Annotated in this window: 23 protein-coding genes and 1 pseudogene; 18 read left to right on the top strand and 6 right to left on the bottom strand. The window is 58.9% G+C overall.

The annotated features are described in order from the left end of the window. Positions 1–60: 60 nt before the first annotated feature. From JNB85_RS13900 to JNB85_RS13915, 4 genes are all read right to left on the bottom strand, one after another. Complete coding sequence (locus JNB85_RS13900; RefSeq protein WP_220334859.1) at positions 61–489, bottom strand: HIT family protein; 429 nt, start codon at positions 487–489, stop codon at positions 61–63. A gap of 51 nt (positions 490–540) precedes the next feature. After that, the gene (locus JNB85_RS13905) at positions 541–1,743 is read right to left on the bottom strand and encodes a GNAT family N-acetyltransferase (protein ID WP_220334860.1); all 1,203 of its coding nucleotides are present in this window, start codon (positions 1,741–1,743) and stop codon (positions 541–543) included. Between the two features lie 78 nt (positions 1,744–1,821). Next, entirely contained in the window at positions 1,822–2,541 is a 720-nt protein-coding gene (locus JNB85_RS13910) for a glycerophosphodiester phosphodiesterase (RefSeq protein ID WP_220334861.1), read from the bottom strand. Next, a complete protein-coding gene (locus tag JNB85_RS13915; protein WP_220334862.1) occupies positions 2,538–3,005 on the bottom strand; it encodes a RidA family protein in 468 nt (155 codons plus the stop codon). The genes JNB85_RS13910 and JNB85_RS13915 overlap by 4 nt, the downstream gene beginning before the upstream one ends. A 136-nt stretch (positions 3,006–3,141) precedes the next feature. On the opposite strand from JNB85_RS13915, the gene JNB85_RS13920 reads away from it, so the two are divergent. From JNB85_RS13920 to lpxB, 15 genes and pseudogenes are all read left to right on the top strand, one after another. Continuing rightward, positions 3,142–3,981, top strand: coding sequence for a cell envelope integrity EipB family protein (locus tag JNB85_RS13920; RefSeq protein ID WP_220334863.1), 840 nt, complete (start codon positions 3,142–3,144; stop codon positions 3,979–3,981). Between the two features lie 78 nt (positions 3,982–4,059). Next, a pseudogene (locus JNB85_RS13925) lies at positions 4,060–4,408 on the top strand (hypothetical protein); the annotation flags it as partial. Between the two features lie 222 nt (positions 4,409–4,630). Then, on the top strand, positions 4,631–5,398 hold the full coding sequence (rpsB, locus tag JNB85_RS13930; RefSeq protein ID WP_220334864.1) for a 30S ribosomal protein S2: 768 nt from the start codon (positions 4,631–4,633) through the stop codon (positions 5,396–5,398). A 238-nt stretch (positions 5,399–5,636) separates the two neighbouring features. Next, positions 5,637–6,563: a translation elongation factor Ts gene (gene tsf / locus JNB85_RS13935; protein ID WP_220334865.1), complete on the top strand. Its 927-nt coding sequence runs from the start codon at positions 5,637–5,639 to the stop codon at positions 6,561–6,563. A gap of 95 nt (positions 6,564–6,658) precedes the next feature. Beyond that, the gene (gene pyrH, locus JNB85_RS13940; protein ID WP_183747484.1) at positions 6,659–7,381 is read left to right on the top strand and encodes a UMP kinase; all 723 of its coding nucleotides are present in this window, start codon (positions 6,659–6,661) and stop codon (positions 7,379–7,381) included. Between the two features lie 51 nt (positions 7,382–7,432). Continuing rightward, positions 7,433–7,993 carry a ribosome recycling factor gene (frr, locus tag JNB85_RS13945; RefSeq protein ID WP_113322813.1) on the top strand — a complete coding sequence of 187 codons (561 nt, stop codon included), beginning with the start codon at positions 7,433–7,435 and terminating at the stop codon, positions 7,991–7,993. A 37-nt stretch (positions 7,994–8,030) separates the two neighbouring features. Beyond that, entirely contained in the window at positions 8,031–8,774 is a 744-nt protein-coding gene (locus JNB85_RS13950) for an isoprenyl transferase (protein WP_220334866.1), read from the top strand. After that, a complete protein-coding gene (locus JNB85_RS13955) occupies positions 8,774–9,604 on the top strand; it encodes a phosphatidate cytidylyltransferase (RefSeq protein ID WP_220334867.1) in 831 nt (276 codons plus the stop codon). Before JNB85_RS13950 ends, JNB85_RS13955 begins: the two co-directional genes overlap by 1 nt. Positions 9,605–9,633: 29 nt before the next feature. Further along, the gene (gene rseP / locus JNB85_RS13960) at positions 9,634–10,767 is read left to right on the top strand and encodes an RIP metalloprotease RseP (protein ID WP_220334868.1); all 1,134 of its coding nucleotides are present in this window, start codon (positions 9,634–9,636) and stop codon (positions 10,765–10,767) included. A gap of 199 nt (positions 10,768–10,966) precedes the next feature. After that, entirely contained in the window at positions 10,967–13,297 is a 2,331-nt protein-coding gene (gene bamA, locus JNB85_RS13965) for an outer membrane protein assembly factor BamA (RefSeq protein WP_220334973.1), read from the top strand. A gap of 50 nt (positions 13,298–13,347) precedes the next feature. After that, positions 13,348–14,409, top strand: a complete 1,062-nt coding sequence (lpxD, locus tag JNB85_RS13970; protein ID WP_220334869.1) for a UDP-3-O-(3-hydroxymyristoyl)glucosamine N-acyltransferase — start codon at positions 13,348–13,350, stop codon at positions 14,407–14,409. Then, a complete protein-coding gene (gene fabZ / locus JNB85_RS13975) occupies positions 14,402–14,869 on the top strand; it encodes a 3-hydroxyacyl-ACP dehydratase FabZ (protein WP_220334870.1) in 468 nt (155 codons plus the stop codon). Before lpxD ends, fabZ begins: the two co-directional genes overlap by 8 nt. Further along, entirely contained in the window at positions 14,866–15,684 is an 819-nt protein-coding gene (gene lpxA, locus JNB85_RS13980) for an acyl-ACP--UDP-N-acetylglucosamine O-acyltransferase (protein WP_220334871.1), read from the top strand. The genes fabZ and lpxA overlap by 4 nt, the downstream gene beginning before the upstream one ends. A 3-nt stretch (positions 15,685–15,687) precedes the next feature. After that, positions 15,688–16,569: an LpxI family protein gene (locus JNB85_RS13985; RefSeq protein ID WP_220334872.1), complete on the top strand. Its 882-nt coding sequence runs from the start codon at positions 15,688–15,690 to the stop codon at positions 16,567–16,569. Beyond that, complete coding sequence (lpxB, locus tag JNB85_RS13990) at positions 16,566–17,735, top strand: lipid-A-disaccharide synthase (protein ID WP_220334873.1); 1,170 nt, start codon at positions 16,566–16,568, stop codon at positions 17,733–17,735. Before JNB85_RS13985 ends, lpxB begins: the two co-directional genes overlap by 4 nt. Before the next feature lie 31 nt (positions 17,736–17,766). Here lpxB and gltA read toward each other — a convergent pair whose 3' ends face one another. Further along, a complete protein-coding gene (gene gltA / locus JNB85_RS13995; RefSeq protein WP_007822430.1) occupies positions 17,767–19,056 on the bottom strand; it encodes a citrate synthase in 1,290 nt (429 codons plus the stop codon). Positions 19,057–19,396: 340 nt separating this feature from the next. Between gltA and JNB85_RS14000 the strand changes: the two genes are divergently transcribed. Next, entirely contained in the window at positions 19,397–21,775 is a 2,379-nt protein-coding gene (locus JNB85_RS14000; protein ID WP_223216496.1) for a ComEC/Rec2 family competence protein, read from the top strand. Here the strand turns inward: JNB85_RS14000 and lexA are convergent. Continuing rightward, the gene (gene lexA / locus JNB85_RS14005; RefSeq protein WP_220334875.1) at positions 21,756–22,481 is read right to left on the bottom strand and encodes a transcriptional repressor LexA; all 726 of its coding nucleotides are present in this window, start codon (positions 22,479–22,481) and stop codon (positions 21,756–21,758) included. The two genes, JNB85_RS14000 and lexA, sit on opposite strands and share 20 nt — an antisense overlap. Before the next feature lie 193 nt (positions 22,482–22,674). Between lexA and JNB85_RS14010 the strand changes: the two genes are divergently transcribed. Both JNB85_RS14010 and kdsA read left to right on the top strand, forming a co-directional pair. Next, a complete protein-coding gene (locus JNB85_RS14010; protein ID WP_220334876.1) occupies positions 22,675–23,562 on the top strand; it encodes a VOC family protein in 888 nt (295 codons plus the stop codon). Then, positions 23,559–24,404: a 3-deoxy-8-phosphooctulonate synthase gene (gene kdsA, locus JNB85_RS14015; RefSeq protein ID WP_220334877.1), complete on the top strand. Its 846-nt coding sequence runs from the start codon at positions 23,559–23,561 to the stop codon at positions 24,402–24,404. Before JNB85_RS14010 ends, kdsA begins: the two co-directional genes overlap by 4 nt. Positions 24,405–24,488 lie beyond the last annotated feature (84 nt).

Consider the following 24,488-nt stretch of genomic DNA (forward strand, 5'->3'; position numbering starts at 1 on the left):
CGCTGCGAAGCGGCCTTTTGTTTGTGTTAAAGCATGTCGCGGGAATAAGACGGTATTCCGTTACGCGAGTTGAGCCTTGATCTTCTCGGCATTGGCCGCCAGCACCGCGCCATCTTCCATCTTGCCGGAATGCGGCTTGAGCGCCACGCCCTCATGCCGTGGAATGACATGGAAATGCAGGTGGAAGACCGTCTGGCCGGCTGCCGGCTCATTGAATTGAGCGATGAAGACGCCATCGGCGTCGAAGGCTTCCTTCACCGCATTGGCGACCTTCTGGACGACGGTGATCGTGTGGGAAAGGGAAGCTGGGTCGGCATCGAAGATATTGCGGGAAGGCGCCTTCGGCAGAACCAGAACATGGCCGGGTGCTTGCGGCATCACATCCATGAAGACAACGGTCTTGTCGTCCTCGTAAACGCGATGCGACGGGATTTCGTCGCGCAGGATCTTGGCGAAGATATTGTTGTCGTCATAGGCAGCGCTGGTCATGGCGAAATCTCCTCGTGTTTCTCATCGCGTAGCGCGGCGGAGCCAAGTGCGTCAATCCTCCTGCAGCCGTTCGCCCTTGCGGAAGGGAGTATGTTCGGCAAGCATCTCATTCATATATTCGACATCCTCCCGCTCGCGCTCGAGATAGTCGGCAACGGCGCGCCGCAATCCCGCATGGGCGATATAGTGCGCCGAATGCGTTGTCACCGGCAGGTAACCACGCGCAAGCTTGTGTTCGCCCTGCGCTCCGGCCTCGACCTTCTTGAGGCCCTTTTCCAGCGCGAAATCGATGGCCTGATGGTAGCAGACCTCGAAATGCAGGAAGGGGTGCTCCTCAATGCAGCCCCAGTGCCTTCCGTAGAGCGTATCACCGCCGATGAAGTTGATGGCACCTGCTATATAACGGCCGTCACGTTTTGCCATGACCAGCAGAATGTCGTCGGCCATGCGTTCGCCGATCAGCGAATAGAATTTGCGCGTCAGATAGGGCCGGCCCCATTTGCGGCCGCCGGTATCCATGTAGAAGGCGAAGAACTGGTCCCAGATTTTTTCGGTCAGGTCCCTTCCGGTCAGCCAGTCGATGGTAATGCCGTTCTCGACCGCCGTCCGGCGTTCCTTGCGCAGTGCCTTGCGCTTGCGGGAGGCGAGCGTTTCCAGGAATTCATCGTGGTTGGCATAGCCTTCATTGATGAAATGGAACTGCTTGTCCGTGCGATGAAGATAGCCGTCGGTCTCGAAGACTGACATCTCGTCCTTAGGCACGAAGGTAATATGGGCCGAGGAAATATCGAGGCGGCGGACGATCTCTTTGAGGCTTTCGGCCATGGCATTCTGAATTGGCAGTCTTGCAAATCCTTCGGCCACGAGCAGGCGCGGGCCGGTCGCGGGCGTGAAAGGGATGGAGCACTGCAGCTTCGGATAATAGCTGCCGCCAGCCCGTTCGAAGGCATCGGCCCAGCCATGATCGAACACGTATTCGCCCTGGCTGTGGTTCTTCAGATAACCGGGCAGGGCGCCGACCAGTTCACCCTTGGCCGTCTCCAGAAGCATGTGATGGCCGAGCCAGCCGGTCTGCGCGGTGGCCGAGCCGGATTCTTCCAGCGACGAGAGGAAGGCATGCGAGACGAAGGGATTGTAGGCGATGGTGTCGCACGCCTTCGACGCTCCCGAAAGCCTTGACCAGCGCTCGGGGGAAATCGCGGTGAATGAGCGCTCGATGCGAATGGAAAGTTCGTCTGACGATTCGTCTGTCATGAAGCAAATGCGAAGCCGTTGGGAGGAGGGAGCGGGCTCGCCCCCAGTCTGCGCACGATCTTGTCGAAAAAGCGAGCGTCAAACCGCCGCGCGCGGATCGAAGCCCTCGAAAGTCATTTGGTCGGCGTTCTCGAAGGTGCGCTTGCGGGCATCTTCGTCACGGACTGTCCAGGTTATGACAGGAATGCCCTTATCGCGCTGGCGGGAGATGAAAGAGTTCGGCAGGTCGGCATAATAATAGGAGATGAAATCGAGACCGATTTCCATCGCCTTTTCATGCTTTGCATATTCTTCCGCCGTGTTGCCGTTGGCCGTCAGCCCGATCGGGTAGGGGGCATCAAGCTCTTTCAGGTCTTTCAGCAGCCAATGGTCGAAGCTCATCAGCGCGACCTTGCCGTCATAGCCTTCGAGCACTTCGAGAACGGTTTCGGCAAAGCCTTCGTCGTCGGCCTCACGGCCCTTGAGTTCCAGCACCAGCGGCACCTTGCCCTGCACGAGGTCAAGAAGCTGCTTCAGCGTCGGCACTTTATCTTCGGTGCCGCCGACGGCGATCAGCCCGAGCTCCTTAGAGGTCCGTTCACGCACGTCGCCCTTCAATTTGCAGAGACGTTCCAGGTCTTCATCGTGGAAGATGACCGGCACGCCATCGGAGGCATAGTGCAGGTCGCATTCAATGGCGAAGCCCGCTTCGGCGGCACGCGAAAATGCCGAGAGCGTGTTTTCCCAGATAGCATTGTTGAGGTCATGGTAGCCGCGGTGCGCAACCGGCAGCTCTTTGATCCAGGCAGCATTCGTCATTCTGCAATTTCCATGATAGCATCGATTTCGACTGCAGCATTGAGCGGCAGGGCTGCCATGCCGACGGCAGCGCGGGCATGTTTGCCGGCTTCGCCGAGCACGCCTGCGATCAGGTTCGAGGCGCCATTGATGACGAGGTGCTGCTCGACAAAATCAGGTGCGGAGGCAACGAAGCCGTTGAGCTTGATGACGCGGCGGATGCGGCTGAGATCGCCAAGCGCCGCCTTTGCTTGCGAGAGAATGTTGATGGCGCAAAGCTCTGCGGCGCGCTGGCCGGCGGCAACATCGACAGTCTTGCCGAGATGGCCTGTCACGGCGACCTTGCCGCCTTCGAGCGGCAGCTGGCCGGAGATAGTGAGTAGATTGCCGCTGATGACATAGGGGACATAATTGGCGGCAGGTGCGGCAGCTTCGGGCAGGGTTATTCCCATTTCCGACAGACGCGTTGCGATTTGATCGGACATTTTCGTCTCCGCTTTTGTTGTCATTGCTTCAAAAATTATGCATCAAGACTAGAATCTTTAATGTGACAGTTTCGAGCCTCGATTTGGCCGAAACGGTTCTTATAACATCGCGGACGAGTCCAACAGGAGTTAATGAATGTTCCGATCGTCACTTGCCGCTCTTGTCCTCGTAAGCGTCTCCGCCAGTGCTTCGGCGGCTGCGCCGGCGGCGAGCGCTGCGATCGCAACCGGGCTCGTCGCACACCGCGCCGTTTACGATCTGGAACTGAAGGACGCTTCCGAACGCTCCGGCATCTCCTCCATGTATGGCCGCATGGTCTATGAATTCGACGGCAATTACTGCGAAGGATTCACCACGAATTTCCGCTTCGTCACCCAGATCGATACCGGCGACAACGTGCGCGTCAGCGACCAGCAGACGAAGACCTTCGAAAGCCTGAAAGACGGCAAGTTCACGTTCGACACCAAGTCCTTCACCGACGACCAGCTCGATAAGGAAGTCAACGGTGCGGCTGAGGACAAGCCGGAAGGTGTGAAGGTCGACCTCACCCAGCCGGCAAGCCGCCAGCTGCAGCTCGCCGAAAGCCGATTCCCGACCGAGCACATGCTCGACGTGATCCAAAATGCAAAGAACGGCAAGCGCTTCTTCGAGGCCCGTGTTTTTGACGGCTCCGACGACGGCGACAAATCCCTGGTCACCACGACCATTGTCGGCAAGCAGGAAACACCGGTCATGGACGAGGCCGATGCCGGCAACGCGGGCCAGTTCGCAAAGTCGTCTTTCTGGCCGGTGACGATCTCTTATTTCAACGAGAATGCCAGATCGGACACACTGCCGGTCTACCGCATGTCGTTTAAGCTCTATGAGAACGGCATCACGCGGGATCTGACGATGGATTACGGCGATTTTGTCCTGACCGGCAAGCTCGCCAAGCTCGAGCTGCTCGACAAGAAGGGTGCGCCGACCTGCCAGTAAGGCGGCTTTTGCGACAAGCTTAAACACCGGTCATAAAACAGTATTTCTAGTACAGCTAAACTGTCGTCCCGGATGAGTGGTTACGAGAATCTACTCGTCGAACGGGCGCTTGCCGATGCCGAACGATGGGGCCGATTCAGTCGGGGCAGGCGCCAAGCCCGTCGTCCTCTATCCCCGCCCGACTGTCTATTCGGCCCATCCGTTGATTCTGGCGGATGAAACGGCCGAACGTCTGATCGAAGTGCTGACGAGCGCAAAGTCGCAGGAGCTTGCCTGGTCCAAACACGGTTTTCGCCGGCCGCTCGGCACCGCGACCGGCGATACCAAAAGTTCGGTTGGTGGTCTGCTGCCGGCGGAGATCGATGCCGTGTTGCCGATCCCGGATGCTGGCGTCATGCTCTCGCTGCTGAACATGCTGGCAAGCTGAGCTGGCGATGCGTATGTATCGGCGGCGCGCTCATTCGTCCGTTCTCGGCAGTTTTTTGGGCACGAGCCTTGCTTTTGCGGCAAATCGAATGTAAGGCCACGCGCATTCCACACGTAAGGCATGGGATCGTCCGGGAGAAATCCGGCTTTTCCGCCCGGTGGCGTCTTCGAAGAGGATGCTGTTCGCCTTGCGGAGGTTCAACCGGAAAAGGAGTAACAAGGCATGGCATTGCCTGATTTTTCTATGCGCCAGCTGCTCGAAGCAGGCGTCCACTTCGGTCACCAGACTCACCGCTGGAACCCGAAGATGAAGCCGTATATTTTCGGCGATCGTAACAACATCCACATCATCGACCTGGCTCAGACCGTTCCGATGCTGTCGCGCGCCCTGCAGGTCGTGTCCGACACCGTTGCTCGTGGCGGCCGCGTTCTCTTCGTCGGCACGAAGCGTCAGGCTTCCGAGCTGATCGCAGACTCTGCCAAGCGTTCTGCCCAGTACTACGTCAACTCGCGTTGGCTCGGCGGCATGATGACGAACTGGAAGACGATCTCCAACTCGATCCAGCGCCTGCGCAAGCTCGACGAAATTCTGTCTTCCGAACAGTCCGGCTACTCCAAGAAGGAGCGCCTGAACCTCGAGCGCGAGCGCGAAAAGCTCGATAAGGCGCTCGGCGGTATCAAGGACATGGGCGGCACGCCGGACCTGATGTTCATCATCGATACCAACAAGGAAAAGATCGCGATCGACGAGGCCAAGCGCCTCGGCATCCCGGTCGTTGCCATCATCGACTCGAACTGCGATCCGGACCTGATCGACTATCCGATCCCGGGCAACGACGACGCCTCGCGCGCCATCGCTCTCTACTGCGACCTGATCGCCCGCGCTGCTATCGACGGTATCGCCCGTCAGCAGAGCGCATCGGGCCGCGACCTCGGCGCTTCGACCGAAGTCCCGGTTGAGCCGGCGCTCGATGAGGCAGCCGAAGCCTGATAAAGCGGGCGGAGCAATACTCCGCCAAAGCTTGCAAAGATTGGGAAAGGCCGCTCGCGACTCTCAGAAGTTCGGCGGCCTTGCCCTTTTCAGGCGGAAGCGCTCACTGCGTTCGCCCCACGAACTTTGTTATGACGCGTCTTCATAACGCTGTCATACATACAGGTACATTTCGTGCCTCAATCCGGTGCCGCGCCGCGTGCTGCGGGCCACCGTATAAACCGACAAGAGGAAGCTTATGACCGAGATTACGGCTGCACTGGTGAAGGAACTGCGCGAAAAGTCCGGCGCAGGAATGATGGACTGCAAGAAGGCGCTGACCGAGACCAATGGCGATATCGAAGCCGCGATCGACTGGCTGCGCGCCAAGGGCATCTCCAAGGCCGACAAGAAGTCCGGCCGCGCCGCCGCTGAAGGCCTGGTCGCCATCGCCGGCGCCGGTCACAAGGCTGTCGTCATCGAGCTCAATTCCGAAACTGACTTCGTTGCCCGTAACGATGCCTTCCAGGATCTCGCACGCGGCATCGCCGAAGTTGCGCTCTCCACCGACGGCACCGTCGAAGCCATTTCGGCTGCGACCTATCCAGCATCCGGCAAGCCGGTCGCCGACACCATCAAGGAAGCGATCGCAACCATCGGCGAGAACATGACGCTTCGTCGTGCAGCCAAGCTGGAAGTCGAGCACGGCGTCGTCGCGACCTACATCCACAACGCTGCCGGCGACGGCATCGGCAAGCTCGGCGTTCTCGTCGCGCTGAAGTCGGTTGGCGACAAGGCCGTTCTGTCTTCGATTGGCCGCCAGGTTGCCATGCACATTGCTGCGACCAATCCGCTGGCCATCCGTGCCGAAGAAGTCGATGCCGCAGTCGCCGAACGCGAACGCAACGTCTTCATCGAGCAGTCCCGCGAATCCGGCAAGCCGGAAGCCATCATCGAAAAGATGGTCGAAGGCCGCATGCGCAAATTCTTCGAAGAAGTTGCCCTTCTCTCGCAGTCTTTCGTCATCAATCCGGACCTGACGGTCGGCGCTGCGGTCAAGGCAGCCGAAAAGGAAGCCGGCGCTGCGATCGAAGTCGTCGGCATGGCCCGTCTGCTCCTTGGCGAAGGCGTCGAGAAGGAAGAGACAGACTTCGCAGCCGAAGTTGCTGCTGTCGCCAAGGGCTGATCTTTCAGCCATATTTTGGAAAACCGAAGGGCATCGCGTGACAACGCGGTGCCCTTCGTGTATCGGGCAATTGCGGCAATATACGAGGAGCCAACATGACGTCGGAACCAATCTACAAACGTGTTCTACTCAAGGCTTCCGGGGAAGCCATGATGGGTGCCCAGGGCTTCGGCATCGACGTTGCGGTAGCAGACCGCATCGCGTCCGACATTGCCGATGCGCGGCAGATGGGTGTCGAAGTCGGCGTCGTCATTGGCGGCGGTAACATCTTCCGCGGCGTGGCCGTGGCATCCAAGGGCGGCGACCGCGTGACCGGCGACCATATGGGTATGCTCGGCACGGTCATCAACGCGCTGGCGCTCGCGACCTCGCTGCGCAAGCTGAACATCGACACCGTGGTTCTGTCGGCGATCTCCATGCCGGAAATCTGCGAAAGCTTCTCGCAGCGCGCCACGCTGTATCACCTGTCGCTCGGCAGGGTGGTGATCTTCGCCGGCGGCACGGGCAATCCTTTCTTCACCACTGATTCTGCTGCAGCACTGCGCGCCGCCGAAATGGGCGCCGAGGCAATCTTCAAGGGCACGCAGGTCGACGGTATCTATACTGCCGATCCGAAGAAGGATCCGGAAGCGACGCGTTTCGACCATCTGACGCACAAGGAGGTTCTCGATCGGGGCCTTGCGGTTATGGATGTGGCCGCTGTTGCACTCGCGCGCGAGAATTCCATTCCGATCGTTGTTTTCTCGATTCACGAGAAGGGGCGTTTCGCTGAAATCTTGACGGGTGGTGGTCTCAAGACCATCGTATCCGACAACTGATAGGGAGCTGCGCCGTTGCCGGCGCAAATCTTCTGAGACGGGAGTATAGACATGAGTGAAGGTATCGACATCAAGGAACTTAAGCGGCGCATGGACGGTGCTATTTCCGCGTTCAAGAGCGACATTGCATCGCTGCGTACTGGCCGCGCTTCGGCCAACATTCTCGATCCGGTGACGGTCGAAGCCTATGGTTCGCGCATGCCGCTGAACCAGGTCGCCAACATCACTGTGCCGGAGCCGCGCATGCTGACGGTATCCGTCTGGGACAAGAGCATGGTCGGTGCCGTAGATCGTTCAATTCGCGAATCGAATCTCGGCCTCAATCCGATCGTCGACGGCCAGAACCTCCGCATCCCGCTGCCGGAACTCAACGAAGAGCGCCGCAAATCTCTCGTCAAGGTCGCCCACGACTATGCCGAAAAGAGCAAGGTTGCGATTCGCCATGTTCGCCGCGACGGCATGGACGGCCTTAAGAAAGCCGAAAAGGATGGCGTAATCGGCCAAGACGAAAGCCGGGCACAGTCGGAACGCGTTCAGAAAATGACGGATGAGACGATTTTGGAAATCGACCGCTTGCTTGGCGAGAAAGAAAAGGAAATCATGCAAGTCTAGTATACTTGCGTCCTCGCCAAGAAAGACCGGACGGAAAATGTTGGAAACCTCATTTTTGACTGCGCCAGAACATGTTGCGATCATTATGGATGGCAACGGTCGTTGGGCAAAGCAGCGCGGCCTGCCGCGGACGATGGGACACCGCAGGGCGGTCGAGACCGTTCGCCAGACCGTGCGTACTGCCGGCGATCTTGGCATCAAATACCTAACGCTCTTCGCCTTTTCCTCGGAGAATTGGCGTCGTCCGGAGGCTGAGGTCAGTGATCTCCTTGGCCTGCTGAAGGCTTTCATCCGCAGCGATCTGGCCGAGCTTCACCGGCAGAATGTGCGCATCAGGGTGATCGGCGACCGCGTCAACCTGCGCAGTGATATCCTCAAACTTCTGCTGGAAGCCGAGGAGACGACGAGGGCCAATACGGCACTGACACTCGTCATTGCCTTCAACTACGGCTCTCGCGATGAGATTGCCCGCGCTATGATGAGTCTTGCCAAGGACGTGGAGGAGGGGCGCCTCAGAGCGCACGACATCACGCCCGCGTTGATCGAGGCCCGGCTCGATACCGCCGGCATCCCCGACCCTGATCTCATCATCCGTACCAGCGGCGAGGAGCGGCTGTCCAACTTCCTGCTATGGCAGGCTGCCTATTCGGAATTCGTCTTCCTGCCTGAATTCTGGCCGGATTTCAGCCGTGAGCTTTTTCTTTCGGCACTTGAAAAATTTGCCTTGCGCGATCGCCGCTTCGGCGGTCTTTCCGCGCAGGCCGCAGCAGTGAACACCTGATGAAGCAGGAACTGAAGCTCCGCATCGTTTCAGGCCTGATTCTCGCGATCATCGTTCTTGCCGCCACCTGGTATGGCGGCTTTATCTTCCGCATTTTGGCGGCCGCTATCGCGCTTCTCATCTATTATGAATGGTCGGTGATCACGGGTATCGCCCGCGACCCGGTCACGAATGTGCTCGGCTGGGTGGGGGAGGTTCTGGTTGCCCTGCTCGTTCTGGCAGGCGCGTTCGACTACGCGCTCGGAATGCTGATCGTCTTGACCGCTCTCGGCATCGCCATGATCTTTCTGCACCGTGCCAGCCGCTGGTTTGCGCCGGGGCTTTTATATGCCGGCGGTACCGGGTTGGCGCTTGCCGCAATCCGCGGCGATGAAACATTCGGCCTCTATGCGATGCTCTTCATCTTCGCCGTGGTCTGGGCGACCGATATCCTCGCCTATTTCGTGGGGCGTACGATTGGCGGTCCAAAGCTTGCTCCGCGCATATCGCCCGGCAAAACTTGGTCGGGAGCTGTCGGCGGTGCCATTTCGGCCGTGATTGCCGGCGCCGTCATTGTCCACTTTCTCATTCCGGAAGCCCAGGACCGCGCCGCGGTGATCGCGCTCGTCCTGTCCGTTTTCAGCCAGTCGGGCGATCTTTTCGAAAGCTTCATCAAGCGAAAATTCGGGGTGAAGGACTCCAGCCGTCTCATTCCGGGACATGGCGGGGTCATGGACCGAGTCGATGGACTGATTTTCGCCTGTTTTTCAGCGTTCTTGCTTGCTGGCCTTTTTTCGCTGATAAAGGGCGGCGGGATGACGTCGCTCGGTGCGGCATTGCTCGGCCTTTGATCGTTGCGGCCAGATAGAAGAAGGAACTCATGGAAGCGGTGACCGGCATATTCGGTTTTTTGACGGGCTATATCGTTCCCTTCGTCATCGTGCTGTCGTTGCTCGTCTTCGTGCATGAGATGGGCCATTATCTGGTCGGGCGCTGGAGCGGTATCCGCATCCTTGCCTTCTCCATCGGCTTCGGCCCGGAGATTGCTGGCTTTACCGATCGCCACGGAACGCGCTGGAGGATATCGGCGATCCCGCTCGGCGGCTATGTGCGATTTTTCGGCGATGAGGATGCGTCCAGCAAGCCGGATGCTGACAGGCTCGCCGCGATGACGGACGAAGAGCGCGAACGTTCCTTCGCTGGCGCAAAGCTGTGGAAGCGTGCCGCTACCGTCGCAGCCGGCCCGATCGCCAATTTCATCCTGGCTATTGCCATCTTCACAGTTCTTTTCGCGATCTATGGCCGCACGGTGTCCGATCCCGTCGTTGCGGAGGTGAAACCGGACAGTGCCGCTGCAGCGGCCGGTGTACTGCCGGGCGATCTGCTCTTTTCGATCGACGGCACCAAGGTCCAGACCTTCGACGACGTGCGCCGCTATGTCAGCATCCGTCCGAACCAGAACATCGTCGTGACCGTCGAGCGTAACGGCGAAAAGATGGACCTGCCGATGGTGCCTCAGCGCACCGACATCACGGACCAATTCGGCAACAAGATCGAGGTTGGGCTGATCGGGATCGTCACGAACGAAGAGGTCGGCCACTTCCGTCTTCAGACTTTCACGCCGTTGGAAGCGCTGCGTGAGGGTGTGGTCCAGACCTGGCATATCGTCACCGGCACCTTCAAATATATCGGCAACCTGCTCGATGGATCGATGAAACCCGATCAATTGGGCGGTCCGATCCGCGTGGCGCAAGCTTCGGGCCAGATGGCTACGCTTGGAATGGGTGCGTTGCTGCAGCTCGCTGCGGTTTTGTCAGTTTCGATTGGATTGCTGAATTTGATGCCGGTTCCGGTACTTGATGGCGGCCACCTGATGTTCTATGCGGTGGAAGCGGTTAGGGGAAGGCCGCTGGGTTCTTCGGCTCAGGAAATTGCGTTTCGCATTGGTCTGGCCATGGTGCTTACATTAATGGTTTTTGCTACCTGGAATGACATCAGCGCGCTCATCGGCTAGCGCGTATGAATGAGGGAAAATTACTGTTTATTTACGATGTTTCAAAGCTGTAGTGGCGAATGGGTCACGCTTCGAAATGAAGTAAACAGAAATTAACGAGCTCCCTTGCTTGTATGTCAAAAGCGGGTAAAACGACACACGTGGCCGGAATCGGGGCTTTCCCGGGGCCGGAGACGAGGGAAAAAAGGTAATGGGTGAAATGAAGGCTGGTTCAAGATTTTTGAACGCAGTATCGGCGATTGCGCTGTCTGCTGGTGTTGTTGCTTCTGGCGCAGGTGCTTTGACTTTCGTTTCGGCTACGGCTGCGGAAGCTGCCGTCATTCAGCGGATCGACGTGCGCGGTGCAAGCCGCGTCGGTGCTGAGGCCGTCCGGTCGAACCTCACCATTGCCCCCGGCAAGAGCTTCTCCAACACCGACATCGACGACTCCGTAAAGCAGCTTTACGGCACCGGTTACTTCTCCGATGTCAAGATTTCGGTTTCGGGCAGCACGCTCGTCGTCAACGTTCAGGAAGCTCAGCTCGTCAACCAGGTGGTCTTCAACGGCAACCGCAAAGTCAAGGATGACAAGCTGGCAGCTGTCGTCAAGACGCATGCCGCAGGTCCTTATAGCGATGCGCAGATCCAGGCCGACATCGCGGCGATCAAGGAAGCCTATGCCGCGACTGGCCGTAGCGAAGTCGAAGTGACGACGCAGGTCGTGCCGCTCGGTGAGGGCCGTGTCAACCTCGCTTTCGTCATCAATGAAGGCGACCGTACCAAGATCGCCGCTATCAATTTCGTCGGCAATCAAGCCTACAGCGCCGGCCGTCTCGCCGCGGTCATTCAGACAAAGCGTTCGAACTTTCTTTCGTTCCTGACCCGCAAGGACGTCTACAACGAAGACAAGCTGCACGCTGATGAAGACGCGCTGCGCCAGTTCTATTACAACCGCGGTTACGCCGATATGCGCATCGTTTCTTCCGATGCCGCTTTCGATGAAGCAACCAACAAGTACACGCTGACCTTCAACATCGAAGAGGGTCCGCGTTATGATTTCGGCCCGGTCAGCGTCCAGTCGACCGTTGAAGGTGTCGACGCGCAACAGCTCCAGTCTCTCGTCAGGACCCACGAAGGCCAGGTCTACAGCGCCAAGGAAGTCCAGAAGTCCATCGAGGCGATTTCGGATCAGGTTGCTTCGGCTGGTTATCCCTTCGCGCGGGTTACGCCGCGCGGCAACCGCGATCTGAACAACAATACGATCGGCGTCGAATACCTCGTCGACCAGGGCGAACGTGCCTATGTCGAGCGTATCGAAATCCGCGGCAACAGCCGCACGCGCGATTACGTTATCCGCCGCGAGTTCGATCTCAGCGAAGGCGATGCCTTCAATCAGCAGATGATCACTCGCGCAAAGCGTCGTCTTGAAGCGCTCGGCTATTTCTCCGCGGTCAACATTTCGACCCAGCCGGGCAGTTCGCCCGATCGCGTGGTCATCGTTGTTGACGTGCAGGACCAGTCGACCGGCTCGTTCGGTATCGGCGCCGGTTATGCGGCTGGCGGCGATGGCCTGCTGCTTGAGGCTTCGATCGAAGAAAAGAACTTCCTTGGCCGTGGCCAGTATATCCGTATTTCGGCCGGTGGCGGCCAGGAAGGCTCGCGCGCTTACGGTCTTAACTTCACCGAACCCTACTTCCTCGGCTATCGTCTTGCCGCCGGTTTCGACGTCAATCACAGCGAGACATCGAGCAACGACAACTACGACTACGAAGAAACCAGCGTGGTCTTGCGCGTAACGGCGCCGATCACGGAAGATCTGGCGACGACGTTCCGCTACAACTACAAGCAGATGAAGTACGACGGCAATACGGCCGATCTGTCTGCGACCTATGCGAACCTGGTTGACGAAAGCCCGTGGACGCGCTCTTCCGTCTCGCAGACGCTCACCTACAACACGCTGGATGACACTGTACTGCCGCGTGAAGGTATCTACGCCACTGCGACGCAGGAAATTGCCGGCCTCGGCGGCGATTCTCAGTACTACAAGATCTATGGTAAGGCCCGTTACTACCATCTGCTCGCTGACGACGCCGACATCATCGGCTCTCTCTCGGCATCGGCGGGTTATGTTGTCGGCTTCGGCGATCACCTGAACGTCTTCGACCAGTTCACGCTGACCAATTCCGATATCCGCGGTTTCGAGAACAAGGGTATCGGTCCACGCATCACCAGCCCGGACGATCCGCTTGGTGGTACGACTTACTTCACCGCTTCCGCCGAAGCGACGTTCCCGATGCCGGGCTTCCCGCGTGACTTCAACCTGCGCGGCGCAGTCTTTGCGGATGCCGGCACGCTGTTCGGCAACGATGTCGAGCTTCTTGGGGCAGACACTGAAGAAGGTGACGGTTCCTCCCTGCGTGCTTCGGTCGGTCTCGGTCTGATCTGGCAGTCGCCCTTCGGCGCGCTTCGCGTCGATTATGCGATCCCGGTCCTGAAGGAAGACTTCGACAAGACCCAGCGCTTCAAGTTTGGCATTAACAACCAATTCTGATATCGGCAGTCCGGAACTGTAAATTTCAATTCCGTTCTGGAGTTTTGCCGATGGAGCAAAATAGTTTTTTTCTGCCCCATGAAGGCGTGAAGCTTGTAGAGCTGGCGCAATTTCTTGGGGCAGAGCTTGGCAATTCCGCACATGCCGATGTCATCATCCGCTCGGTCTCTCCGATTGCCAGGGCGCGGGAGGGGGATATCTGTTATATCCTCTCTCGCCGCAATCGCGATGAACTGCTGAGCTGCGAGGCTTCGGCCGTGATCTGCGACAAGGCGCTTGCAGCGCTGGTGCCGCCGCATATTCCCGTGGTGATCTCTTCCAATCCGCATGCCGCCTTTGCGATGGCGGGAGGGTATCTCTATCCCGCTGCTCTGAAGCCGGTGACGTTTTCGTCCGGCGAGAGCGAGATCGCGCCGAGCGCTATCGTCGATCCGACCGCGCGCCTCGAGAAGGGCGTGATCGTCGAGCCGATGGCAATCATCGGCCCCGGCGCAGAGATCGGAGAAGGCACGCGCATCGGCGCCCAGTCGATCATCGGTCCCAACGTCAAGATCGGCCGCAACGGTTCGATCGCGACGGGGGTGAGCATTCTTTGCGCGCTGATCGGCAATGGCGTCATCATCCACAATGGCGTCCGTATCGGTCAGGATGGATTCGGTTATGCACCGGGCCCACGTGGCATGATCAAGATCGTGCAGATCGGCCGGGTAATTATTCAGGATAATGTCGAGATCGGAGCCAATACGACGATTGATCGCGGCGCCATGGACGATACCGTCATCGGCGAGGGAACCAAGATCGACAACCAGGTTCAGGTCGGCCACAACGTCCGCATCGGGCGCCATTGCGCCATCGTTTCGCAGGTCGGTCTTGCCGGCAGCACAATCGTCGGCGATGGCGTGCAGATAGGTGGACAGGTCGGCCTCAAGGGACATATCACCATAGGTGATGGCGTACAGATCGCCGCAAAAAGCGGGGTTATGACCGATCTTGCTGCGGGCGGTCGCTATGGCGGAATACCTGCACGTCCTCTAAATGAATATCTGAAAGATGTGGCCCAGCTCATGGCAAAATCCGGAGCGCGCGGAAAAAAGGGAGACAAGAATGACTGAGGAAGCAGCCAGCACGCTTTCTTCGGCTGATATCCTGGAGATCATGAAGCTCCTGCCGCATCGTTATCCCTTTCTGATGGTCGACAAGATCATCGATATCGATGGCGATAACGCCGCTGTCGGCATCAAGAATGTAACCGTCAATGAACCGCATTTTACCGGCCACTTCCCTGAAGCGCCGATCATGCCAGGTGTGCTGCTTGTCGAAGGCATGGCGCAGACTGCAGGCGCTATCTGCGCCAAGAAGGAAGGCCAGACCGGTAACCTCGTCTACTTCATGACGATCGACAATGCCCGCTTCCGCAAGCCCGTCGTCCCGGGCGACCGCGTTGAATATCACGTGCAGAAAATCAAGCAGCGCGGCAATATCTGGAAATTCCATTGCGACGCAAAGGTCGATGGCGCGCTCGTCGCCGAGGCCGATATCGGCGCGATGATCGTACGCAAGGACAACGCATGAGCATGATCGCCGCAAGCGCCAGAATCCACCCTATGGCCGTGGTCGAGGACGGTGCCGTGGTTGGTGAAGGCGTGGTGGTCGGCCCGTTCTGTCATGTCGGCTCCAATGTCACGCTCCACGATAATGTCGAACTGATCAGCCACGTCGTTGTGCTAGGTCGCACGACTGTCGGCGCCGGTACGCGCATATTTCCTTCTGCCGTCATTGGCGGCGATTCTCAGAGCGCTCGTCACAGTGCTGTGAACACGACGCTGATCATCGGGCGCAATTGCACGATCCGAGAAGGCGTCACGATGAACACCGGAACCGTCGAACATGGCGGTTCGACGGTTATCGGTGACAACAGCCTTTTCCTCGCCTATTCGCATGTCGCCCATGATTGCCGCGTGGGCAACAATGTCATTATGTCGAACAACGTCATGCTGGCTGGCCATGTTTCCATAGGCGATCATGCGATCATCAGTGGCGGCGCAGCCGTGCACCAGTTCACCCGCGTTGGCAAATACGCCTTTGTCGGCGGTCTTTCCGCCGTCAGCTACGATGTCATCCCCTACGGCATGCTGAACGGCAATCCTGGTGTCCTGAGCGGTCTTAACGTCGTCGGCATGACCCGCGCCGGCGTTGATCGCGCGGTCATCCATACGGTTCGCCGCGCTTATAAGGCGATCTTCGAAGGTGCTGGTTCGATTCGCGAGAATGCCGCCAAGATTCGCGACGAATATAGCGATTGCGAACAGGTGATCGAGATCCTCGATTTCATCGCAGCCGAAAGTGACCGCGCATTGTCTTCGCCAAGCCGGGGGCAGAAGGGCTGATTTGTGGCTTCCGCTGCCGAAACCGCTGAAGGCCGGCTGGCGATTATAGCCGGCGGCGGCCTTCTGCCGTCCTATGTTGCCGAGGCTGCGCGTTTGGCCGGCGAAGACCCTGTCATCGTTATCTTGAAGGATGAAAGCGACCGCCGCTGGGATGGCTTCGATCATGCAATGATCGGCATTGGCGATTTCGCTTCGCTCGATCGGCTTTTCAAGAAATACGGCATCGGCCGCGTTGTCATGTCGGGCAGTGTCCGTCGGCGGCCGGAATGGCGCGAAGTTCGGCCAACGCTGCGTATCCTGACCGGGGTTCCTGCCGCCATCCGTACTCTTCTGTCCGGCGGTGATGATACCGTTCTGCAGATGGTCATCAAGCTGATAGAGGGTAGGGGGCTCCGCGTCGTCGGCGCTCATGAGATTGCGCCCGATCTACTGACCACCGCGGGTCCCCTCGGCGCTGTTTCGCCCAACAAAGAGGACTACCGCGATATCGAGCGCGCAGGCGAGGCGGCTGAGGTGTTGGGTGGCCTGGATATTGGCCAGGGCGCCGTCTCGATTGGTGGACGTGTCGTCGCCGTGGAAGGCGTGGAAGGCACGGATGGTATGCTCGAGCGTGTCGCGGTTCTGAGAGCCGCGGGCCGTATTTCGCTGCGCCGCCGCGGCGTGCTGGTCAAGCTTTGCAAGCCGCAGCAGGATATCCGCGCCGATTTGCCGGCGATCGGCGTTTCCACGATTCTCAACGCTAAGGCCGCTGGTCTTGCCGGCGTCGCCATCGAAGCCGGCCGGTCGCTTGTGCTTGATCGCGACGCGCTGATCAAGGCCGCGGATGAGAACGGTCTTTTTGTCTGTGGTATCGACAAGGGCTTGCCGGGATGGGGGCTTCAATGAGGGAAGGTCCGCTGAAGATTGCCGTCATAGCCGGCGAAGTCTCCGGCGATCTTTTGGGCGCTGATCTCATTGCCGAGCTTAGGAAGATCCATTCCGGACCAGTCGAACTTGTTGGCGTCGGTGGTGAGGGGTTGCAGGCCGAGGGGCTGAAATCGCTCTTCGATTTTTCCGAGCTTTCCATCATGGGCATCACGCAGGTGCTGGGGAAACTGCCGAAGCTCTGGTCCCTTATACGGCAGACGACGGCGGCGATCATCGCGGCAAAGCCCGATATCCTGCTCATCATCGACAGCCCGGATTTCACCCATCGTGTCGCCAAGCGCGTGCGCAAGGCCTTGCCTGACCTGCCTGTCGTTGACTATGTCTGTCCGAGCGTCTGGGCCTGGAAGGAGTATCGCGCTCAGCGCATGCTCGCCTACGTCGATCATGTGCTGGCTGTGCTCCCGTTCGAACCGGAGGCGATGCAGCGCCTCAACGGGCCGCAGACCACCTATGTCGGTCATCGGCTGGTCGCAGATCCTGCGCTGCTCGAAACGCGCCGCCTTCGCGTCGGCAGACAACCGGGCAACGGCCCCATCCTGCTTCTTCCCGGTTCCCGCTCGTCCGAAATCAAAAAACTCCTGCCCTATTTCGGGGCCGCAACGAGTGAACTCGTCGCGCGCAACAGCGCAAAGCGCTTCATCCTGCCGACCGTGTCGCATAAGGAGGCGCTCGTGCGGGAAATGACGGCCGGATGGACGGTCAAACCGGAGATAGTCGTCGGCGCTGAGGCGAAGTGGAGAGCTTTCGCCGAAGCCGATGCTGCAATGGCGGCGTCAGGAACCGTGATCCTGGAACTGGCGCTTGCCAATGTTCCTGTCGTCTCTGCCTACAAGGTCGATTGGATCATGCGCATGTTGACCTCGGGCATCAAGACCTGGACTGGCGCGCTGCCCAACCTGATCGCCGACTACCCAGTCGTACCGGAATATCTGAATGACATCGTCCGCGGCGCAAGCCTCGCGCGCTGGATGGAAAGGCTCTCTGTCGAGACTTACCAGCTCAAGGCGATGAAGGAAGGCTATGATCTCATTTGGCAGCGCATGCAGACCGAGAAGCCGCCCGGCGAATACGCGGCGCAGATCCTGCTCAATGTTCTCGCCAACAAAAAACCCGGCCATTTCTGACCGGGTTTTCCTTTGTCTTGAAAATTAGCGCTTAGCGCTTGGAGACCGGCACGTAATCGCGCTTCGGTTCACCGATATAGAGCTGGCGCGGACGGCCGATCCGCTGTTCAGGATCTTCGATCATTTCGTTCCACTGCGCGATCCAGCCGACGGTACGGGCCAGAGCGAAGAGCACGGTGAACATGGTCGTGGGGAAGCCCAGGGCCTTCAGCGTGATGCCGGAGTAGAAGTCGATGTTCGGGTAGAGCTTCTTCTCGATGAAGTATGAGTCAGTCAGTGCGATGCGCTCCAGCTCCATGGCGACTTCGAGAAGCGGGTCGTCCTTGATGCCGAGTTCGCCCAGAACTTCATGCGTGGTCTTCTGCATGATCTTGGCACGCGGATCATAGTTCTTGTAGACGCGATGACCGAAGCCCATCAGGCGGAACGGATCGTTCTTGTCCTTGGCGCGAGCGATATATTCCGGAATGCGATCGACAGTGCCGATTTCCGTCAGCATGTTGAGGGCCGCTTCGTTGGCGCCGCCGTGAGCCGGACCCCAGAGGCAGGCGATGCCGGCGGCAATGCAGGCGAACGGATTCGCGCCCGAAGAGCCGGCGAGACGGACCGTCGAGGTCGAGGCGTTCTGCTCGTGATCGGCATGCAGGATGAAGATACGGTCCATGGCGCGTGCGAGCACGGGATTGACGACATATTCCTCGCAGGGAACGGCAAAGCACATGCGCAGGAAGTTGGACGCGTAATCCAGATCGTTCTTCGGGTAAACGAAGGGCTGGCCGATATGGTACTTATAGGCCATCGCGGCGAGCGTCGGCATCTTGGCGATCATGCGCAGGCTGGCGACCATGCGCTGATGCGGATCGGTGATGTCGGTGGAGTCGTGATAGAAGGCCGAAAGCGCGCCGACGCAGCCGCACATGACGGCCATCGGATGGGCGTCGCGACGGAAGCCGGTGAAGAAGCGGCTCATCTGCTCATGCACCATGGTGTGGTGCGTGACGCGGTAGTCGAAATCCTTCTTCTGGGCTGCGGTCGGCAGTTCGCCGTAGAGCAGCAGGTAGCAGGCTTCGAGGAAGTCGCCGTGTTCGGCCAGCTGCTCGATCGGGTAGCCGCGATGCAGCAGAACGCCTTCGTCGCCGTCGATATAGGTGATCTTCGATTCACAGGATGCAGTCGACGTAAACCCGGGATCGTAGGTGAAGGAAGCCGTGTTCTTGTAGAGGGCACCGATGTCGATGACGTCGGGTCCAACCGTGCCTTTTCGCACGGCGAGATCGACTGATTTGTCACCGATTTTGATTGTAGCGCTTTGATCCGTCATGCTGATCCTCCGGGGTGGCGGTGGCGCCGCAAAAGCGCCATAAGGGTTAAGCGTCCTAAGCGATAGCTATATGATCGCGAAGCTAATGCCAAGTTACCGTGATGCCATTTTGTGCATCGCGGCATCATCTTTTAGGCACTGCAGCGATGAGCTAAATGCATATCAGAACACCATGATTTGACTGGATTTTTCGCGCCTGTGAATTTTCCTCTTATTTCAATCGATTATTGTTTGCTCGTTTTGATCTCAGGTTGCATTCTGCTGGGATCAAGGGCAGCTCCAGGCGAATATGACGGGGTTAGAGACAAGAGAACGACAGACGCAATCCATTGTTGAAAAGATGGATTTTGCAGGCATTGCCCCGCGCGCCATTGTGACGCAATCGGCTCGGACGCAGGCTGCGATGCCATTTCGATCGAGATTGGCGACCGTTGCGAAACGATACGCTGGGTCATCCATGCGGATGGCCGCCGAAGAGGCCGATCACGGTCGCCTCATCCTCATCTCGCCGGTTTTCCTTGGTGCGGGTGCCGCGACCTGGTTTCTGGCCGCTTCGAATTTTCCGGCCGTCTCTCTCGGTCTCTGCCTGCTCGTTCTCGTTCTCGCTGTTGCGCTCTGCGGCCATTCCCGCGCCAGATTGCGAGCGACGCTCCTCGCACTGCTTCTCTTTGCCGGCGGAATGCTCTCGGCGCAGATCGAAACATGGCGGGCAAAGACCCTGATCCTCGATTCAGCCGTAACGACAACGGTGACCGGCCGGGTCGAACGCCGAGAAGGCGACGGCCAAGGGCGCTGGCGCTATATTCTCGACATCACCGGCACGGATGCTCCCGAGCTCAAGCGTCCGCCCGAACGCGTCTCCGTGCTGGTCCGCGGCGCCACTCAGCCGTTCGAGCTCGGCGACGTTATCGAGGGCAGGGCGCGCATGACGCCTCCGGCCGGACCGGCGCTCCCACATCTCAATGATTTCGCTTTCAGCGCCTATTTCGATGGCATTGGTGCGAACGGCTTCTTCTATGGCGCGCCGAAGAAGGTTGCGGAACAGCCGGAGCAAACGGGTTCGGTCGTCGGGATTGTTCTGGAACGGCTCTACCGCCTGAGAACCGGCATCGGCGATCGGATCCGCTCCACGCTGCCTGGCGACACCGGGGCCTTTGCCGCTTCACTTGTCACCGACGAGAGACGGGCGATCTCGGATGAAACGACGGAAGCGCTGCGGCAATCCGGCCTTGCGCATATCATCGCGATCTCCGGTCTCAACATGGCGCTCTCTGCCGGCATCTTCTTTGTCGGCCTCCGGGTCATTCTCAGCCTGTTTCCCGGCATTGCGCAGGCATGGCCGACCAAGAAGATCGCGGCAGCCGGCGCGCTCGCTGCGGTGACGGCCTACTACCTGATTTCGGGTTTTGCCGTCTCAGCCGAACGCGCCTTCATAATGATGGCGATCATGTTGGTAGCCGTCTTCTTCGACCGTCCGTCGATCAGTCTCAGAAACGTGGCGCTTTCCGCTCTCGTGATCCTCGCCGTCTCGCCATCGGAAGTCCTCGGACCCAGCTTCCAGATGTCTTTCGCTGCGACGCTTGCCCTGGTTGCCGGCTACGATCTCTGGAAGGGGCGGCCGATGCGGGAGAATGCCTTTGCCAAGCTGCCGATCATGAAACCCTTCGTCGTCGTCGGTGGATTCTTCGGGGGCGTTTTCCTGACGTCGCTGATCGGTGGTTTCTCGACGGCACTGTTTTCGATCGAGCATTTCCACCGCCTGACTGCCTATGGCCTGCCGGCAAATCTCGCTGCCATGCCGGTTATTTCCTTCATCGTCATGCCGGCCGGGATGCTGGCGATGCTGCTGATGCCTTTTGGCCTCGACGGGCCGGTATGGCAGGTCGCAGGCTTCGGGCTTGATCTGGTGATAAAAATCGCAACGACTGTATCGGGCTGGGGTGGCAATATCGATGTGGGCCGCTTGCCCGGCTGGTACTTCCCGACAGCCGTCTTCGGCTTTCTGCTGCTGACCCTGCTCAGAACCCGGCTGCGGCACATGGGAACCGCAATTGTGGCGGTTTCAACGCTCGTTGTAGTGCTGCTTCCATCGCAAGCGATGCCCGACATCGCCATTTCCGAGGATGGCGGCCTAGTCGCTATAATCGATGGAGAGGCGATGGCTTCCAACCGTGAAAAGCCGCCCGCCTTCATCTTCGAACAATGGCAGAGGGCACTTGCCATCGAAGAGCATCAGAAGCCGGTTATGATCCAAGCTGCCAAGGAGCCACCCACTGCGTCAGACGGCAAAAGGCTGCAGCTCTCGCCGGAACAACAGGATGAAGCGAGAGAGGCGATGAAACAGGCAGCCGGCACCAGTCGCCCTTCACGCTTCTCCTGCCTCAAGAGCGCCTGGTGCACCGCCTTGCTCGGCAATGGAAAGAAATTGACCGTCATCGAGAATGCTGCCTACCTCGGGCCTGCCTGCGATACCGCCGATATTGTCGTGACCCCCGTTCGATTGCGCTTCGACCGTTGCCGTTCCGGCGCACTGCTCTTTACCGGCGAGACGCTGCGTAAGACGGGTTCTGTTGAACTTCGATTCACCGATAAAGGAGCGGAGGTCGCAACCGCATTCGACACATTGCGGCGCCCTTGGATGCGCCACCGCGCCTATGATTGGCGCAGCAACACATTCGCAGACGCCAGTCTGTCACCGGTCAGTGATAGCGGCGAATGAGACCGACGAGCTTGCCCTGGACCTTGACACGGTCCGGCGGAAAAATGCGGGTCTCGTAAGCAGGGTTTGCTGCCTCAAGCGCAATCGATGCGCCCTTGCGGCGGAAGCGCTTGAGCGTCGCTTCCTCGTCATCGACAAGCGCGACGACGATATCGCCCGGATTGGCCGTGCTGCCGTTGCGGATAATGACCGTGTCGCCATCGAATATCCCGGCTTCGATCATCGAGTCGCCGCGAACTTCGAGCGCATAATGCTCGCCTGAGCCCAGCATATCGGCGGGAACGGTGATGTCATGCGTATTGTTCTGGATTGCCGAGATCGGAACACCGGCAGCGATGCGGCCCATGACGGGAACGGAGACCGCATTGCCGTTATCGGCCGCAGGTGCGGGCTTTGCCGAGGCGGGAGGTGTCACCGGCTGGGGTTTGCCAAGACTGCCCTCGATGACGCTCGGCGAAAAGCCGCGCCGCTGCTGCAGGCTCGGGTTATAGGCTTCGGGCAATTTGATGACTTCGAGCGCACGAGCCCGGTTCGGAAGCCGGCGAATGAAGCCGCGCTCCTCGAGCGCCGTGATCAGCCGATGGATACCGGATTTCGAGGCCAGATCCAGAGCATCCTTCATTTCGTCGAAAGACGGCGGAACGCCTGACTCCTTCATCCTTTCATGAATGAAAAGAAGGAGTTCCTGTTGTTTGCGCGTGAGCATGGCGTCTAACCCCATCTTGAAACAAATCCAGAACGGACACTATATGTTCCATATGTGTTCCGCAAGTAGCTAAATTTTCGTAAAACTTCTGTTCATTCTGTCGAGAATTTTATTTTTCTTGGTCACGAGCTTCCCGGCCTTGTCTCATGGCGCTTGCTGAAGCACATCTCCGTGCAGTTGCTGGAGGGAACTGATGAGCCAAGAAACGCTTCCGATCGATCATCTCGTTTTGCCTGTGATCGATATTGACCTTGCGCGCGAAAGGCTGGGTAAGCTCGGCTTTACCGTCGCGCCCGATGCCCGGCATCCCTTCGGTACGGAAAACGCCTGCGTTTTCTTCGCCGACAAAACCTATATCGAGCCGTTGGGTGTTGCGAGTGTGGAGGAAAGCGAGAAGACGGCGCGTGAGGGGAATGTTTTTACTGCCCGCAACCAGGCTTTCCGCTTCCGCTGCGGCGGCGAGGGACTGTCCGCCATCGCCTTGGCGACCGCGGATGCGAGGCATGAACATGCTCGGTTCGCGAGGGACGGCATAAGTGCAGGTTCTGTGCTGCAGTTCGAACGTCCTGTGAAAATGCCTGATGGTATCGAGAGCGTTGCTGGCTTCAGGCTCGCCTTTGCCGGCGATCTCCGGGCGCCGGATTTCTTTCTCTTCGCTGTCGAGCGCGTCAACCCGCTTCCTGCCGACCGCAGCGCGCTGGAGACTCATGCCAACGGCGTGACAAGCATTGCGGAGATTGTTCTCACCGCGCAGGAGCCGAAAGCCTTCAGCGAGTTCGTTCGCACCGCCGCAAAAGCTGCCTCTGCGGAGGAAACGAGTTTCGGGCTGGACGTCCCCTCCGGAAAAGCGAAAATCAGCCTGATGACCCCTGAGGGGCTGGAGGCCTACTACGATCTGGTGATACCGGATACCGATCGCGGCCTGCGCGGCCGGGCCGTCCTCTTTGCCGTCGGCGATCTCGCCGTGACAGAAGCGCATTTGGCTGCTAACGGGGTGACCTATACACGCAAGGGCAACCGTATTCTGGTGAAGCCCACGCCCGGGCAGGGCGTGCTCTTCGCCTTCGAGGAAACATCATGAGCTCCAATACCAATGCAGAGGTCCGGATCGGCAAAGGCGCCGGTAAGGTTCTGTTTTCCAATTCCGCGAAGCTTTCGCTCATCGCCGGCCCGTGCCAGATGGAAAGCCGCGAGCATGCTTTCATGGTTGGTGGCACGCTGAAGGAGCTGTGCGCCAAGCTCGATATCGGCCTCGTCTACAAGACCTCCTATGACAAGGCGAACCGTACCTCGATTTCCGCCAAGCGCGGTATCGGCTTGGAAAAGGCGATGGAAGTTTTTGCCGACCTCAAGAAGGAGTTCGGCTTTCCCGTCCTGACAGACGTTCACACGGCAGAACAATGCGCTGTTGTCGCCGAAACCGTCGATGTGCTGCAGATTCCAGCCTTCCTCTGCCGCCAGACGGACCTTTTGGTTGCCGCCGCCAGGACGGGTCGCGCCGTCAATGTCAAGAAGGGCCAGTTCCTCGCGCCCTGGGACATGAAGAACGTGCTGGGCAAGCTGAATGCCAGCGGCAATCCGAATGTATTGCTCTGCGAGCGCGGCGTTTCCTTCGGCTACAATACTCTTGTGTCCGATATGCGCTCCCTGCCGATCATGGCGGCGATGGGCGCTCCTGTGATCTTTGATGCCACTCATTCCGTCGCTCAGCCGGGCGGGCAGGGCGATTCCTCCGGCGGCCAGCGCGAATTCGTCGAAACGCTGGCGCGCGCAGCAGTCGCCGCCGGCGTCGCGGGTATTTTCATCGAAACCCATGAGGATCCGGACAACGCTCCCTCCGATGGCCCGAACATGGTCTATCTCAAGGAGATGCCACGGCTTTTGGAAAAGCTTCTCGCCTTTGACGCGGTCGCCAAAGGCTGACAGTCAACAGCCTGACATGATCGTGCTATAGCGACGATCGGACATGCAGGTTTAAGGTGCCGCAAAGTGCCATTGTAATTTGCG

The organism is Rhizobium mesosinicum, assembly GCF_019511345.1.
GTDB lineage: Bacteria > Pseudomonadota > Alphaproteobacteria > Rhizobiales > Rhizobiaceae > Rhizobium > Rhizobium mesosinicum.